This is a genomic window from Pseudomonas sp. 28 E 9 (genome assembly GCF_900004785.1).
GTDB lineage: Bacteria > Pseudomonadota > Gammaproteobacteria > Pseudomonadales > Pseudomonadaceae > Aquipseudomonas > Aquipseudomonas orientalis_A.
The window spans coordinates 160,048-176,381 of sequence record NZ_CVTK01000050.1 but is presented as its reverse complement, the minus strand read 5'-3'; the positions used below and the strand labels follow the sequence as shown (position 1 = coordinate 176,381).

Genomic DNA, 16,334 nt, shown 5'->3' with positions numbered 1-16,334 from the left:
TGTCCATTCTGGGTAAGGAAAGTCGATGAAGCGTGTCTTGCTGGCTCTCGTGGTGCTGGTTGTGCTGGTTGCCCTCGGCGCCGGCGGGTATGTCTACAGCAAGCAACCCGGCCGCCAGGGCACGGTCACGCTGGCGCACCTGCAAGGCTCGGTCACCGTGCGCTACGACGACCGTGGCGTGCCGCATATCCGCGCCGAGAACGAAGCCGACCTGTACCGCGCGCTGGGCTATGTGCATGCCCAGGACCGGTTGTTCCAGATGGAGATCATGCGCCGCCTGGCCCGTGGCGAACTGGCCGAAGTGCTGGGTCCCAAGCTGCTGGAGACCGACAAGCTGTTTCGCAGCCTGCGCATTCGCGAGCGTGCCCTGAGCTACGTCGAGCACATGAACCCTGACTCGGACGCCTGGAAGGCCCTGCAAGCCTATCTGGACGGGATCAATCAATACCAGGCCAGCCACGCCAGCCCGATGGAGTTCGACGTACTGGGCATTCCCAGGCGGCCCTTCACCGCCGAGGACTCCATCAGTGTCGCCGGGTATATGGCCTACAGCTTCGCCGCAGCCTTTCGTACCGAACCGGTGCTGACTTACGTGCGCGACCAGTTGGGCAGCGACTACCTCAAGGTGTTCGACCTGGACTGGCAACCCAAAGGTGCACTCAACCTGGCGACCGCCGATTGGAATACCCTCGGCGCCCTCGCCCGCCTGAGCGAGCAGGCCCTGGCCGACAACGGCTTGCCGCAACTGGAAGGCAGCAACGCATGGGCCATCAGCGGCAACCGTACCAAAAGCGGCAAACCGTTATTGGCCGGCGATCCGCATATTCGCTTTTCGGTGCCGTCGGTGTGGTACGAGGCGCAGCTGTCGGCGCCCGGCTTTGAGTTGTATGGCTATCACAACGCGCTGGTGCCGGTGGCGTTCCTGGGCCACAACCTGGATTTCGGCTGGAGCCTGACCATGTTCCAGAACGACGACCTCGACCTGATCGCCGAGAAGGTCAACCCGGCCAACCCCAATCAGGTCTGGTACCACGGCGAGTGGGTGGACATGAGCAGCAGCGAACAGCAAATCCAGGTCAAGGGTCAGGCCCCGGTCACGCTCGTCCTGCGCCGCTCGCCCCACGGCCCGATCGTCAATGACGTGCTCGGTGAACAGGCCGGTGCCACGCCGATTGCCATGTGGTGGGCGTTCCTCGACACAGAGAACCCGATCCTCGAAGGCTTCTACCAGCTCAACCGCGCCGACACCCTGGCCAAGGCACGCGCAGCGGCGGCCAAGGTATCGGCGCCGGGCCTGAATATCGTGTGGGCCAATGCCAAGGGCGATATCGGCTGGTGGGCGGCGGCGCAGTTGCCGATACGCCCGGCCGGCGTCAACCCGGGGTTCATCCTCGACGGCAGTACCGCCCAGGCCGATAAATTGGGCTTCTACCCGTTCAGCGCCAACCCCCAGGAGGAAAATCCGGCGCGCGGCTATGTGGTCTCCGCCAATGCCCAGCCGGCATCGCCCAGCGGCATGGAAATCCCCGGCTATTACAACCTGGCCGACCGTGGCCAGCAGTTGACTGCGCAGTTGAGCGACAACCAAGTGAAGTGGGATGTGAACAATAGCCAGGCCCTGCAACTGGGCACCACCACCGCCTTTGGCCCGCGACTACTGGCGCCGTTGTTGCCGGTGTTGCGCGAGGTGGTCACAGACCCGGCGCAGTTGAAGCTGGTGGAGCAACTGGCAAGCTGGACAGGCGACTACCCACTGGACTCGACCAGTGCCACCCTGTTCAACCAGTTGCTGTTCAACCTGGCCGATGCAACCTTCCACCCGAAACTGGGCGACGCCCTGTTCAAGACGCTGCTCGGCACCCGCGTGATCGACGCCGCCCTGCCACGCCTGGCCGCCACCGCGGATTCGCCCTGGTGGAATGGCACGCGGGCCGACACCGTCAAGCGGGCCTGGGACAACAGCCTGGCGCATCTGAAAGCCACCTTCGGCGATGACCCGTCCCAGTGGCAGTGGGGCAAAGCGCACACCCTGACCCACGGCCACCCGCTGGGCATGCAAAAGCCATTGGACAAACTCTTCAACGTCGGTCCCTTCGCGGCACCGGGCAGCCACGAAGTGCCGAACAACCAGACCGCCATGATCGGCCCGGCACCCTGGCCGGTGACCTACGGCCCTTCGACCCGCCGCCTGATCGACTTCGCCGACGCGGCCCATGCCCTGACCATCAACCCGGTGGGGCAAAGCGGCGTGCCGTTTGATGCGCACTACAGCGACCAGGCACAAACCTATATCGAAGGCGGGTACGAGCAGGCGCATTTCAGTGAAGAGGAAATCACGGCGAATACCCGTGGCACCTTGAAACTGTTGCCTGCCAGATAACCGAGTATCACTGGGTCAAAATATGGGAGGGGGTGAGGTGGTCACCTTAACCAGCCTGAAATGCAATCAAATGTGGGAGGGGGCTTGCCCCCGATAGCAGTGGATCAGTCAGCTAATCTTTGGCTGACACTCCGCCATCGGGGGCAAGCCCCCTCCCACATGTACGGCAAAGTTGAGCCTGAACTGCTGCGGCGTCACGCCCAGCCGGCGGTTGAACACACTGCGCATGTGCTGGGCATCGCGAAACCCGCATTGATAGGCCACGGTCTTCAGCGGCGCGTGAGTGCTTTCGAGCATCACCCGCGCCGCGTCCACGCGTGCCCTCTCGACAAATTCCGCCGGCGTGATCCGCGCTTCACGGGCGAACACCCGGGAGAAATTGCGCGCGCTCATATTGGCCGCCCTGGCCAGGTCGGCAATGCTCAAATCCCCGGTCAGGTTCGCCAGCACGTACAACTGCACCAGCGCCACCGCCGAGGTGGCTTCGGCATGGGGCGTGAGGAACGGGCTGAACTGCGACTGGCCGCCCGAACGCTGGGTAAACACGACCAGGCGCTTGGCCACGCTCAATGCGACTTCCGGGCCATGGTCCTGGGCCAGCAGGTACAGCGACAGGTCGATCCCCGCCGTGACCCCGGCCGAGGTGTAGAGATTGCCGTCCTGCACATACAAATGATCGGCCTCGACCTGGGCCGAGGGGCACAACCGGGCCAGGTCGGCGGCGTCACCCCAATGGGTGGTGACGGTTTTACCGTCCAGCAGGCCGGCGCGGGCCAGCATGAAAGCGCCGTTGCAGATCGAGCCGAAGCGCTGTGCCCTGGCAGCGGCGCCGCGCAGCCAGTCATCAAAGCGGGGGCCGAAATCTTCAAAGGGCAACTGCGGACCACCGGCGACCAGCAGCAGGTCGTAGGCTTGCAGGGCTTCGCTGTAGTGCTTGTGCGCCTGCAAGGACAAACCGTTCGAGCACGCCATCGTGCCGTGGCCGAGGCCAATGACTTCCAGGCGGTAATGCGCTTCGGGCGCCAGGAAGCGGTTGGCCTCGCAGAACACATCCATCGGCCCGGTCACATCCAGTGACTGGACGCCGGGGAAGATCAGGATGGCGACGGTTTTGCTCATGAAGGCACACCTTTTTCCAACTGGATAAACACAAATCCCCTGTGGGAGGGGGCTTGCCCCCGATAGCGGTGGGTCAGTTCATCAGATGCCGACTGGCACTCCCTCATCGGGGGCAAGCCCCTCCCACACTTGGATTGTCGCAGGCCTTACCCTAGCCGATTTTGCCTTGGCACGATGTGGTGGCACATTGGCCGAGAACGCTCCATCGTTGTGATGGCTCCATCGCGCACGCGCAACGAGACTGGAGCTTTCCAGAGGAGAGCCACCATGAGCACCACCATCGCCGGTATCAAAATCCCCGACAGCGCCCTGGCCAGGGCCACCACCGAATACATCCGCGACATCGAGTCGGACCTGCTCTACCACCACTCGCGCCGGGTGTTCCTGTTCGGCGCCTTGAGCGGTGAGCGCAAGCAACTGGCCTACAACCCGGAGTTGCTGTACGTCGGTGCGATGTTCCACGACCTCGGCCTGGTGGAAGGCCATCGCAGCGACAATGAGCGCTTTGAAGTGGACGGCGCCAACGCAGCGGCCGCCTTTCTCAAGCCGTATGGTCTGAGCGACGACGATATCGAACAGGTGTGGCTGTCCATCGCCCTGCACACCACGCCGGGCGTGCCGCAGCATCTGCGCCCTACCGTGGCGCTGGTCACCGCAGGGGTGGAGATGGACGTGCTGGGCATGGACTACGCCGCATTCAGCACCGTGCAGCGCGAAGCGGTGGTGCATGCGCATCCACGCGGTGAGGGGTTCAAGGAATGCATTATCTGCGCGTTCGCCGACGGCCTGCGCCATCGCCCGCAGACCACGTTTGGCAACGTGAAGACGGATGTACTGGTGGATCAGGAGCCGGGGTTCAAGCCGATGAATTTTGTGCAGGTGATTCGCACGTCGCCATGGGCTGCATAGCCAAGCCCCACTGTAGGAGCGAGCTTGCTCGCGAAAAACCTGAGAGCGCCGCTGGGTGTCAGGTACCCAGCGTCATCGTTGACGTTCTTCGCGAGCAAGCTCGCTCCTACAGTGGATCGCGCCGGCAGTTAGACCGGGGTTGGAGCGCGGCGCTTGTCCGGTTGCTGCCAGCCATCAGCTGCCGCTTCCTCGATGGCTTGCTGGATGGCCTTCTTGCGATGCTCTTCGGCCCGACGGCTGAAGAACCACACCAGGAAGGTCACCAACGACACCGCCAACAGAATCAGGCTCGCCACCGCGTTGATCTCGGGTTTAACCCCAAGGCGCACCGCCGAGAACACTTCCATCGGCAAGGTGGTCGAACCCGGCCCCGACACGAAGCTGGCCAGTACCAGGTCGTCCAGGGACAGTGCGAACGACATCATGCCGCCCGCCGCCAGCGATGGCGCGATCATCGGGATGGTGATCAGGAAGAACACCTTCCACGGCCGTGCGCCCAGGTCCATCGCGGCTTCTTCGATCGACAGGTCCAGCTCACGCAGGCGCGCCGACACCACCACCGCCACATACGCCGCGCAGAATGTCGTGTGGGCGATCCAGATGGTGACGATGCCACGCTCCTGAGGCCAACCGATCATCTGCGCCATGGCCACGAACAGCAGCAACAGCGACAGGCCGGTAATCACTTCCGGCATCACCAGCGGCGCCGTGACCAGGCCGCCGAACAGCGTGCGGCCCTTGAACTGGCTGATGCGCGTCAGCACGAACGCCGCCAGCGTCCCCAGTGCGACGGCCGCCACCGCCGTGTAGCAGGCGATTTCCAGGGAACGCGCCACCGAGCCCATCAACTGGGTGTTGTCCAGCAGGCCCACGTACCACTTGATCGACCAGCCACCCCACACCGTCACCAGCTTGGACTCGTTGAACGAGTAGATCACCAGGATCAGCATCGGCAGGTAGATGAACAGCAACCCCACGACCAGCATGAAGCTGGAGAAACGAAAGCGCTTCATATCTTGCCCTCCAGCTCTTTGGCCTGGCTGCGGTTGAAAAGGATGATCGGCACGATCAGGATCGCCAGCATCACCACCGCCAGGGCGGACGCCACCGGCCAGTCACGGTTGTTGAAGAATTCCTGCCACAGCACTTTACCGATCATCAGGGTTTCCGGGCCGCCGAGCAGTTCAGGAATCACAAACTCGCCCACCACCGGGATAAACACCAGCATGCACCCGGCGATGATGCCGTTCTTGGACAGCGGCACGGTGATTTTCCAGAAGCTGTTGAAGGTGCTTGAACCCAGGTCCGAAGCCGCTTCCAGCAGGCTCTGGTCGTGTTTGACCAGGTTGGCGTACAGCGGCAGGATCATGAACGGCAGGTACGAATAGACCACGCCGATATACACCGCGATGTTGGTGTTGAGGATCTGCAGCGGTTCGTTGATCAGCCCCATGGACATCAGGAAACCGTTGAGCAAGCCGTTGTTGCTGAGGATGCCCATCCACGCATAGACGCGGATCAGGATCGCGGTCCAGGTCGGCATCATGATCAGCAACACCAGCACGGTTTGCATTTCCTTGCGTGCGGTGGCGATGGCGTAGGCCATCGGGTAGCCGATCAGCAGGCACAGCAGCGTGCTGAAAAAGGCCATCTTCAGCGAGCCCAGGTACGCGGCGATGTAGAGCTCGTCGCCCGCCAGCAAGCTGTAGTTGGCCAGGTTCAGCACCACTTGCAGCTTCTGCTCAACGTAGGTGTAGATCTCGGTGTAGGGCGGGATCGCCACATCGGCTTCGGCAAAGCTGATTTTCAACACGATGAAGAACGGCAGTGCGAAGAACAGGAACAGCCAGAGGAAGGGAATCCCGATGACCACCTGCTTGCCATTGGGGATTATGCGATCCAAGCGCCGCTTGAATTTCTTCATGTTCATGAGCGCAGTACCACGCCGCTGTCGTCTTCCCACCATACGTAGACCTGGTCACCCCAGGTGGGGCGCTGGCCACGGCGCTCGGCGTTGGCGACGAAGGACTGCACCAGCTTGCCGCTCGGCAGTTCCACGTAGAACACCGAGTGGCCGCCCAGGTAGGCAATGTCGTGCACCTTGCCGCTGGACCAGTTGTGCTCGCAGGTCGGCATTTGGGTGGTGACCAGCAGTTTTTCCGGGCGAATCGCGTAGGTCACCGACTTGTCTTCCACCGCGGTGGCGATGCCGTAGCCCACGTAAATGTCGCGGTCCAGGTCCGGGCACTTGAGCACGGCGTGGCCTTCGGCATCGTCCACCACTTGGGTGTCGAAGATATTGACGTTGCCGATGAACTCGCACACCAGGCGGCTGGTAGGTGTTTCGTAGATGTCGATCGGGCTGCCGATCTGGGCGATCCAGCCCAGGTGCATGATCGCGATACGCTCGGCCATGGTCATGGCCTCTTCCTGGTCGTGGGTCACCATCACGCAGGTCACGCCGACGCGTTCGATGATCTCCACCAGCTCCAGTTGCATCTGCGAGCGCAGCTTCTTGTCCAGCGCCCCCATTGGCTCATCGAGCAGCAGCAGTTTCGGACGCTTGGCCAGGGAGCGGGCCAATGCCACACGCTGGCGCTGGCCACCGGACAGCTGGTGCGGCTTGCGCTTGGCGTACTGGCTCATCTGCACCAGCTTGAGCATCTCGGCCACGCGGGCATCCACTTCGGCCTTGGGGATTTTGTCCTGTTGCAGGCCGAAGGCGATGTTCTGCGCCACGGTCATGTGCGGAAACAAGGCGTAGGACTGGAACATCATGTTGATCGGCCGCTCATAGGGCGGCATGTCGGTGATGTCCACACCATCAAGGTAGATGCGACCTTCAGTCGGGCGTTCGAAGCCTGCGAGCATGCGCAGCAGGGTGGACTTGCCCGAACCCGAGCCGCCGAGCAAGGCGAAGATCTCGCCTTTCTTGATTTCCAGGGACACATCGTCCACGGCAATCGTCTCGTCGAACTTCTTCGTGACCCGGTCGATTTTGACCAGCACCTTCTTCGGTGTCTGGTCGCCCTCGAGGGCTTTCTTATAGGCGCCGGAGGCAACTGCCATTTACGAAACTCCCAACAAATTTGCAGTTCGCCCCAGGTGAGCGAACTTGGATAGTTTGAGCCTTACTTGCCCGTCTTGACCTTGGTCCAGCTACGGGTCATTAAACGCTGCACGGTCGGGGGCAGCTCGCCGTTGACGAATGTCCGGTCGAGTACCGCCTGCGGTGGGTAAACCGCTGCGTCGGTGCGTATCGATTGCTCCATCAGTGAGTCCGACCCTGGGTTGGGGTTGGCGTAACCGACGTAATCACTGACCTGGGCGATCACCTCAGGTTGCAGCAAATAGTTGATGAACGCGTGGGCTTCCTTGACGTTGGCGGCGTCCTTGGGGATCGCCAGCACGTCAAACCACAGGTTGCCGCCTTCCTTGGGAATCGCGTAGGCGATGTTCACGCCTTTGCCCGCTTCGGCGGCACGTGCCCTGGCCTGGAACACATCGCCGGAAAAACCGGCGGCCACGCAGATATTGCCGTTGGCCAGGTCCGAGATGTATTTGGAGGAATGGAAGTAAGTCACGTAGGGGCGGACTTTGAGCAGCTTCTCCTCGGCCTTCTTGTAGTCGGCCGGGTTGGTGCTGTTCGGGTCCAGGCCCATGTAGTTGAGGACTGCGGGCAGCATTTCATCCGCCGAATCCATGAATGAAACACCGCAGCTGGCGAGCTTCTTCATGTTTTCCGGCTCGAACAGCACGGCCCAGGAGTCGATCTTGTCGACGCCCAGCACCTCCTTCACTTTGTCGACGTTGTAGCCGATGCCATTGGTGCCCCACAGGTACGGCACGGCGTACGCATTGCCCGGATCGTTTTTCTCAAGGCGCTTGAGCAACGCCGGGTCGAGGTTGGCGTAGTGGGTCAGCAATGACTTGTCGAGCTTCTGGAACGCCCCGGCCTTGATCTGCTTGCCCAGGAAGTGGTTGGACGGCACCACCACGTCGTAGCCGGTACGCCCGGCGAGCAGCTTGCCTTCCAGGGTTTCGTTGGAATCGAACACGTCATACACGGGCTTGATACCGGTGGCCTTTTCGAAATTGGCCAGGGTGTCGGGGCCGATGTAGTCCGACCAGTTATAAACATGCACAGTCGGTGCGGCCTGCACGCTGACAGCCAGCGTGATACCTGCACCCACCAGCAAGGCTTTGCGAAATAAAGAAATTGGCAAGTGGAGGTCCTCTTAAATAGTTGGGCCCGAAGTTGTTGCCCGGCAACAAACCGGCGCGCAACTTACCCTCGATAAACCGATCCGGCAAAAACTTTCTGTCATTTAACTGTAGGAGCGAGCTTGCTCGCGAAGGTCGTCAACGATCATGCGGGGCATCAGGCACCCCGCAGCGCTCTTGAATTTTTCGCGAGCAAGCTCGCTCCTACAGGTTTTTTGCGTTACTTACCCGATTTGATCTTGGTCCAGCTGCGGGTCATTTCACGCTGGGTTGCAGCCGGCAGGTCGGCAATGGCGTAAAGCTTGGCCTGCACGTCCGCGGGTGGATAGATGCCCGGGTCGCTGGTGATGTCTTTGTCGACCAGTGCGGTGGCTTTCTCGTTACCGTTCGGGAAGCGCACGCTGTTGGTGATCGAAGCCATCACTTCCGGCTTGAGCAGGTAGTTCATGAACGCGTAGGCGGCTTCGACGTTTTCAGCATCTTTCGGGATGGCGACCATGTCGAAGAAACTGCCGGCGCCTTCTTTCGGAATGTCGTAGGCCACCTTGACCTTGCCACCGGCTTCAGCCGCGCGGGACTTGGCCTGCTGGATGTCACCCGAGTAACCCACGGCCACACAGATGTTGCCGTTGGCCAGGTCCGAGATGTACTTGGACGAGTGGAAGTAGCCAATCGAAGGACGGATTTTCAGGAACAGGTCTTCGGCTTGCTTGAGGTCGGCTTTCTTCTGGGTGTCGGTCGGCAGGCCCAGGTAATGCAGCGCAATCGGCAGCATTTCGGTCGGCGAATCGAGGAAGCTCACGCCGCAGCTTTTCAGCTTGGCGATGTTTTCCGGCTTCATCAGCACATCCCACGACTCGATCTTGTCCACGCCCAGCGCGGCCTTGACCTTCTCCGGGTTGTAGCCGATACCAATCGAGCCCCACATGTACGGGAACGCGTGCTTGTTGTCCGGGTCGCTGACCGACACGGCCTTGAGCAGGGATTTGTTCAGGTTGCTGTACTCAGGCAGCTTGGACTTGTCCAGCTCCTGGTACACGCCGGCCTTGATCTGCTTGGCCAGGAAGTTGTTCGACGGTACGACGATGTCATAGCCGGACTTGCCTGCCAGCAACTTGGCTTCCAGGGTCTCGTTGCTGTCGAACACGTCGTACACCACCTTGATGCCCGACTCCTTTTCGAAGTTGGCGATGGTGTCCGGCGCGATGTAGTCGGACCAGTTGTAGACGTGCAGGACTTTATTGTCCGCCTGGGCCGCGCCCGCCATTGCGCCCATCAGGGACAAGGCGAGGAGGGTCTTGCCAGCGTTTTTCAAACCTAATGCCTTCATTGGGTGATGCTCCGATTTTTTCTTTTTGGGCCGCACGTAGTAAATGTTTCGGGCCCAGCCAAAGGGCAACAAAACAGGACGACAGTCTGGCAAGTTCGGGGGCCCCCTTTCAACCGGCCCCCACATTTATCTACTCAGTCCTGCAATGCCGCCAACGTCAGGTCCAGGCACTGGCGGGCCTTGGTCACCAGCTCGTCGATTTCAGCCTTGCTGATCACCAGCGGCGGCGAAATGATCATGGTATCGCCCACGGCGCGCATGATCAGGCCGTTTTCGAAGCAGAAGGTTCGGCAAATCATGCCGGCGCCCTTGCCTTCGTAGCGCTTGCGCGTGGCCTTGTCCTGCACCAGCTCGATCGCACCGAGCATGCCCACACCGCGCACTTCACCCACCAGTGGATGGTCGGCCAGTTCCCGCAGACGTTTCTGCAAATACGGTGCCGTTTCTTCATGCACGCGGCTGACGATTTTTTCATCGCGCAGGATGCGGATGTTTTCCAAGGCCACCGCCGCCGCCACCGGATGCCCGGAGTAGGTGAAACCGTGGTTGAAATCGCCGCCTTCGTTGAGCACGGCCACCACGTCGTCGTGCACGATCAGGCCGCCCATGGGAACGTAGCCTGAAGTCAGGCCCTTGGCGATGGTCATCATGTGTGGCGTGAGGTCGTAGAAATCGCTGCCGAACCACTGCCCGGTACGGCCGAAGCCGCAGATGACTTCGTCGGCGACAAACAGGATGTCGTACCTGGCGAGGATTTCCTTGATGCGCGGCCAGTAGCTGTCAGGCGGCACGATCACGCCACCGGCGCCCTGGATCGGCTCGGCAATAAAGGCACCGACGTTGTCCACGCCCAGTTCCAGGATCTTCTCTTCCAGCTGGTTGGCGGCCCAGATTCCGAATTCTTCAGGGCTCATGTCGCCACCTTCGCCAAACCAGTACGGCTGGGCGATGTGGGTGATGCCCGGGATCGGCAGGTCGCCCTGCTCATGCATATAGGTCATGCCGCCCAGGCTGGCGCCGGCCACGGTAGAACCGTGGTAGCCATTCTTGCGGCTGATGATGGTTTTCTTGTTCGGCTGGCCCTTGATCGCCCAGTAGTGGCGGACCATGCGCAACATGGTGTCGTTGCCTTCGGAGCCGGAACCGGTGAAGAACACGTGGTTCATGCCGGCCGGTGCGACGTCGGAAATGACTTTGGCCAGTTCGAGTACCGGCGGGTGGGCAGTCTGGAAGAACAGGTTGTAGTACGGCAGTTCTTTCATCTGTTTGGCGGCGGCGTCGGCCAGTTCATCGCGACCGTAACCGATCGCCACGCACCACAGGCCGGCCATGCCGTCGAGGATCTTGTTGCCTTCGCTGTCCCACAGGTAAACGCCGTGGGCTTTGGTGATGATCCTTGGGCCTTTCTCTTTCAATTGCTTGAAGTCGCTGAACGGCGCGAGGTGGTGATCATTGCTCAAGGCTTGCCATTCACGGGTTTGCGGGTTGTTGCTGGACATACCGATCTCCTGGAATTTTCGGTGAAGGGCGCGCCATGTGAAGGCGCGCCCGGCGCATCAGACGGCGAAGAGCAGGAATTCCCGCTCCCACGAACTGATCACGCGCTTGAAGTTTTCATGCTCGGCCCGCTTGACCGCGACGTAGCCTGTGATGAATTTCTGCCCCAGGTATTTTTCGATGGTCTTGCTGTTTTCCATGCGTTCCAGGGCATCCTCGATGGTCAGCGGCAGGCGCAGGTTGCGCCGCTCGTAACCACGGCCCACCACGGGTGCGCTCGGGTTATGGCCTTCGACCATGCCGATGTAGCCACACAGCAAACTGGCGGCAATGGCCAGGTACGGGTTGGCGTCGGCGCCCGGCAAGCGGTTTTCCACGCGGCGGTTCTGCGGCCCGGCATCCGGTACGCGCAGGCCCACGGTGCGGTTTTCTTCACCCCATTCCACGTTCACCGGCGCCGAGGTGTCGGGCAGGAAGCGGCGGAATGAATTCACGTTGGGGGCGAATAAAGGCAGCAACTCGGGGATGAATTTCTGCAGGCCGCCAATATGGTTGAGGAACAACTGGCTCATGCTCCCGTCTTCGTTGGAGAACACGTTCTTGCCGGTGGCGATGTCGATGATGCTCTGGTGCAGGTGCATCGCGCTGCCGGGCTCGCCGGTCATGGGCTTGGCCATGAAGGTGGCGGCCACGTTGTGCTTGAGCGCGGCTTCACGCATGGTGCGCTTGAACACCAGGATCTGGTCAGCCAGGGACAGCGCATCGCCGTGACGGAAGTTGATTTCCATCTGTGCGGTGCCGTCTTCGTGGATCAAGGTATCGAGGTCCAGCTCCTGCAGTTCGCACCAGTCATAGACGTCTTCGAACAGCGGGTCGAATTCGTTGGCGGCTTCTATAGAGAAGGACTGGCGTCCCGTCTCCGGGCGACCGGAACGGCCAATCGGCGGTTGCAGCGGGAAGTCCGGGTCTTCGCAGCGCTTGGTCAGGTAGAACTCCATCTCCGGCGCCACGATAGGCTGCCAGCCACGGTCGGCGTAGAGCTTGAGGACTTTCTTGAGTACGTTGCGCGGCGACAGCTCGATCGGGTTGCCTTGCTTGTCGTAGGTGTCGTGGATCACCTGGGCGGTCGGCTCGATGGCCCAGGGCACCAGGAATACCGCGTTCTGGTCGGGGCGGCAGATCATGTCGATGTCGGCCGGGTCGAGCAATTCGTAATAGATGTCGTCTTCGACATAGTCGCCGGTCACGGTCTGCAACAGAACGCTTTCGGGCAGGCGCATGCCTTTTTCGGCGATGAACTTGTTGGTCGGCGAAATCTTGCCCCGGGTGATGCCGGTGAGGTCGCCAATCATGCATTCGACTTCTGTGATCTTGTGGTCTTTCAACCAATCGGTGAGCTGGTCGAGGTTGTTACTCATAAATGCCTCTGGGCTGGGTTTCCTGGCATCCGTTAAAGGCCAGGCGTTGGTTGACGCAGCATCCGCGTCGTGTGTTCATTCAGGGTAGGAGCTTACCTGCCATTTGCTGCAACGTTGCATTCCTCACGCCAAAGTTGTGCGCAATTTTGATCGGCGAGGTGGACAAGGGCTTGTCAGTGGCGGATGAAATGGCAAAGAAGAGGCCGGACCGGCCGTCAAGAATATTAGCCGGTGCGCGAGCATTGACGCGGGACGAAAGGACTGCGGACAACGCCCGGTTCAAGCAGGCATAGACACCCAATGGTGGCAGGTGAAACATGAAGCACCCCGATATTATTGCTGTTATGGGTTTGAATCGAGCTTAGCCTTGTTCATTTTCTTACACAACACCCCCGTAAAAAATACAACACGGCCCGCTCAAGCCGGCTGGTCCCAAGACCCTGAAACCCAAAAAACCGCTCTAAAAAGCCCCAAAAAAGGCGCCACGGCGCTTTTTTAGGGCAAAAAAGGCCTCGCTTGACTTCGGCATGCCGTTCGGGTTGACTGAAACCAGAAAAGATCAATGATTGATATTTTTAACAACAAAGGTGTTGCATCATGTCGGTACCCCCGCGTGCCGTTCAGCTTAACGAAGCGAACGCGTTCCTTAAGGATCATCCTGAGGTTCTGTACGTAGACCTTCTAATTGCGGATATGAATGGTGTGGTGCGCGGCAAGCGCATCGAACGCACCAGCCTCCACAAGGTTTACGAGAAGGGCATTAACCTGCCTGCCTCTTTATTTGCCCTGGATATCAATGGCTCGACGGTGGAAAGCACCGGCCTGGGCCTGGACATCGGCGATGCTGACCGAATCTGTTATCCCATCCCCGACACCCTGTGCAATGAGCCCTGGCAAAAGCGCCCTACCGCGCAACTGCTGATGACCATGCACGAACTGGAAGGTGAACCTTTTTTCGCCGATCCTCGCGAAGTACTGCGCCAGGTCGTGAGCAAGTTCGACGACATGGGCCTGACCATCTGCGCCGCCTTCGAGCTTGAGTTCTACCTGATCGACCAGGAGAACGTGAACGGCCGCCCTCAACCGCCGCGCTCGCCGATCTCCGGCAAACGCCCGCATTCGACACAGGTCTACCTGATCGACGACCTCGACGAATACGTCGACTGCCTCCAGGACATTCTGGAAGGTGCCAAGGAGCAAGGCATCCCGGCCGATGCCATCGTCAAGGAAAGCGCCCCGGCGCAGTTCGAAGTGAACCTGCACCACGTCGCCGACCCGATCAAGGCCTGCGACTACGCGGTACTGCTCAAGCGCCTGATCAAGAACATCGCCTACGACCATGAGATGGACACCACCTTCATGGCCAAGCCTTACCCAGGCCAGGCAGGCAACGGTTTGCACGTGCACATCTCCATTCTGGACAAGGACGGCAAGAATATTTTTGCCAGCGAGGATCCCGAGCAGAACGCCGCATTGCGTCACGCGATCGGCGGTGTGCTCGAGACCCTGCCCGCCCAGATGGCGTTCCTGTGCCCCAACGTCAACTCCTACCGCCGTTTCGGCGCACAGTTCTACGTGCCGAATTCGCCGTGCTGGGGCCTGGACAACCGCACCGTGGCGATTCGCGTACCGACCGGCTCGTCCGATGCGGTGCGCATCGAACACCGCGTGGCCGGCGCCGATGCCAACCCTTACCTGCTGATGGCTTCGGTATTGGCCGGCGTGCACCACGGCCTGACCAACAAGATCGAACCGGGCGCGCCCGTGGAAGGCAACAGCTACGAGCAGAACGAACAGAGCCTGCCGAACAACCTGCGCGATGCCCTGCGCGAGTTGGACGACAGCGAGGTGATGGCCAAGTACATCGATCCCAAATACATCGATATCTTCGTCGCCTGTAAGGAAAGCGAGCTGGAGGAGTTCGAACACTCCATCTCCGACCTTGAGTACAACTGGTACCTGCATACCGTGTAAGCGGTTGCGGTATTGAAGAAACGCCACAGGCTTGAGGGTCTGTGGCGTTTTTTTATGGGGTTATCCAGGGAGTCCGAGTCGGCCTCATCGGGGGCAAGCCCCCTCCCACACTTGAATGTATTCACAGATCTAACTGTGGGAGGGGGCTTGCCCCCGATGGCGGTCTGGCAGACAACAAAGATTCCTGCTCATACAATGCCCGCTGCCTTGTAGGAGACTTCCATGACAACCGCCGCCCCTCGCAAACCCCGCGCCCGCAGTCAAGCGCGGATCGACGCGATCCTTGACGCCGCCCGCGCCTTGCTGGCGGCCGAAGGCGTGGCCGGTTTGTCGATCTACAGCGTGGCCGAACGGGCGCAGATCCCGCCATCGTCGGTGTACCACTTTTTCGCCAGCGTGCCGGCACTGCTGGAGGCGTTGACGGCCGATGTGCACGCCGCCTTTCGCGCGGCCATCCAGGCGCCCATCGAACACGACTCGCTCAAGACCTGGCGCGACCTGTCCTGCATCGTCGAGCAGCGCATGCTCGCCATCTACAGCCATGACGCCGCCGCGCGCCAGTTGATCCTGGCCCAGCATGGGTTGACTGAATTAACCCAGGCGGATCGTCAGCATGACCTGGAACTGGGCGATCTGATGTTGGCGGTATTCAACCGCCACTTTGAAGTGCCGACACTACCGAGCGATGTGGATGTGTTCGCCCTGGCGCTTGAATTGAGCGACCGCGTGTATGCGCGCTCGGTGCATCAGCATGGGCAGATTACGCCGCGCATGGCGCAGGAAGGGATGCGGGTGTTTGATGCGTATGTGGGGCTTTATCTGCCTGCGTATTTGCCCAAGCGCTGAGTCTTGTGTTGGCTGGGCCGGCGTCATCGGGGGCATAGGTATCTACACACCTCCGTAGCACCCAACCGTAACCACGATGCGAAGCGAGTCGCTCTTGATCTGGCTTTTGATCTTGATCTGCTTTTGATCCCAGGCGCCCCGTTAAACCACGCTGGCCGAGCCCAGGCGAGGTGCCGAGTGGTGGGGCAAGAGCGTTTTGCTTACTTTTGCGCTTTTCAAAAGTGAGCCGCTGTAAAAGCGGAACCATTAGCAGCCGTTACCGCAGAAACGGATATGCACTCGGTCTGATCCAACATCCTGGTCGGCCCCAAGGCCGCCATCGGGGGCAAGCCCCCTCCCACCTTTAGATCTGTGAATACATTCAAAGTGTGGGAGGGGGCTTGCCCCCGATAGCGGTCTGAAGCAATCACAGTTTTGCGATCGACACCTCTGTCGATTTCACAAAGGCAATCACCTCGCTGCCAATCACCAGCTCCAGCTCTTTCACCGAGCGCGTGGTGATTACAGACGTGACAATGCCCGAGGCCGTCTGCACGTCGATCTCCGACAACACGTCGCCCACCACGATTTCCTTGATGGTGCCTTTGAATTGGTTACGCACGTTGATGGCTTTAATAGTCATGATGGTTTTCCTGTA

At 60.5% G+C, this 16,334-nt stretch carries 13 protein-coding genes and 1 pseudogene; 4 read left to right on the top strand and 10 right to left on the bottom strand.

Features of this window, described 5'->3' with window-relative positions:
• Positions 1-25 precede the first annotated feature (25 nt).
• Positions 26-2,380: a penicillin acylase family protein gene (locus BFQ00_RS17020; RefSeq protein WP_065934180.1), complete on the top strand. Its 2,355-nt coding sequence runs from the start codon at positions 26-28 to the stop codon at positions 2,378-2,380.
• A gap of 108 nt (positions 2,381-2,488) precedes the next feature.
• Here the strand turns inward: BFQ00_RS17020 and BFQ00_RS17015 are convergent, their stop codons facing one another.
• Positions 2,489-3,499, bottom strand: coding sequence for a GlxA family transcriptional regulator (locus BFQ00_RS17015; RefSeq protein WP_065934179.1), 1,011 nt, complete (start codon positions 3,497-3,499; stop codon positions 2,489-2,491).
• Positions 3,500-3,766: 267 nt separating this feature from the next.
• On the opposite strand from BFQ00_RS17015, the gene BFQ00_RS17010 reads away from it, so the two are divergent.
• Positions 3,767-4,408, top strand: a complete 642-nt coding sequence (locus tag BFQ00_RS17010) for an HD domain-containing protein (protein WP_065934178.1) — start codon at positions 3,767-3,769, stop codon at positions 4,406-4,408.
• Positions 4,409-4,416: 8 nt separating this feature from the next.
• Here BFQ00_RS17010 and BFQ00_RS30090 read toward each other — a convergent pair.
• The 8 genes and pseudogenes from BFQ00_RS30090 to BFQ00_RS16975 all read right to left on the bottom strand — a co-directional run.
• A pseudogene (locus BFQ00_RS30090) lies at positions 4,417-4,506 on the bottom strand (outer membrane lipoprotein carrier protein LolA); the annotation flags it as partial.
• Positions 4,507-4,536: 30 nt separating this feature from the next.
• Positions 4,537-5,421, bottom strand: coding sequence for an ABC transporter permease subunit (locus BFQ00_RS17005; protein WP_065934177.1), 885 nt, complete (start codon positions 5,419-5,421; stop codon positions 4,537-4,539).
• Complete coding sequence (locus BFQ00_RS17000) at positions 5,418-6,338, bottom strand: ABC transporter permease subunit (RefSeq protein WP_065887049.1); 921 nt, start codon at positions 6,336-6,338, stop codon at positions 5,418-5,420. Before BFQ00_RS17000 ends, BFQ00_RS17005 begins: the two co-directional genes overlap by 4 nt.
• On the bottom strand, positions 6,335-7,477 hold the full coding sequence (locus BFQ00_RS16995; protein ID WP_065893882.1) for an ABC transporter ATP-binding protein: 1,143 nt from the start codon (positions 7,475-7,477) through the stop codon (positions 6,335-6,337). Before BFQ00_RS16995 ends, BFQ00_RS17000 begins: the two co-directional genes overlap by 4 nt.
• Positions 7,478-7,539: 62 nt before the next feature.
• Complete coding sequence (locus tag BFQ00_RS16990) at positions 7,540-8,634, bottom strand: polyamine ABC transporter substrate-binding protein (RefSeq protein WP_065934176.1); 1,095 nt, start codon at positions 8,632-8,634, stop codon at positions 7,540-7,542.
• A 218-nt stretch (positions 8,635-8,852) separates the two neighbouring features.
• Positions 8,853-9,947: a polyamine ABC transporter substrate-binding protein gene (locus BFQ00_RS16985; protein ID WP_065934330.1), complete on the bottom strand. Its 1,095-nt coding sequence runs from the start codon at positions 9,945-9,947 to the stop codon at positions 8,853-8,855.
• Between the two features lie 149 nt (positions 9,948-10,096).
• Positions 10,097-11,461, bottom strand: coding sequence for an aspartate aminotransferase family protein (locus tag BFQ00_RS16980; protein ID WP_065934175.1), 1,365 nt, complete (start codon positions 11,459-11,461; stop codon positions 10,097-10,099).
• Positions 11,462-11,518: 57 nt separating this feature from the next.
• Positions 11,519-12,877, bottom strand: coding sequence for a glutamine synthetase family protein (locus tag BFQ00_RS16975; RefSeq protein ID WP_057723413.1), 1,359 nt, complete (start codon positions 12,875-12,877; stop codon positions 11,519-11,521).
• A gap of 597 nt (positions 12,878-13,474) precedes the next feature.
• On the opposite strand from BFQ00_RS16975, the gene BFQ00_RS16970 reads away from it, so the two are divergent.
• Entirely contained in the window at positions 13,475-14,851 is a 1,377-nt protein-coding gene (locus tag BFQ00_RS16970) for a glutamine synthetase family protein (protein ID WP_003176781.1), read from the top strand.
• A 222-nt stretch (positions 14,852-15,073) separates the two neighbouring features.
• Positions 15,074-15,697, top strand: coding sequence for a TetR/AcrR family transcriptional regulator (locus BFQ00_RS16965; RefSeq protein ID WP_065934174.1), 624 nt, complete (start codon positions 15,074-15,076; stop codon positions 15,695-15,697).
• A 406-nt stretch (positions 15,698-16,103) separates the two neighbouring features.
• On the opposite strand, the gene BFQ00_RS16960 is transcribed toward BFQ00_RS16965, so the two are convergent.
• Complete coding sequence (locus BFQ00_RS16960; protein ID WP_003176783.1) at positions 16,104-16,319, bottom strand: TOBE domain-containing protein; 216 nt, start codon at positions 16,317-16,319, stop codon at positions 16,104-16,106.
• Between the last annotated feature and the right edge of the window lie 15 nt (positions 16,320-16,334).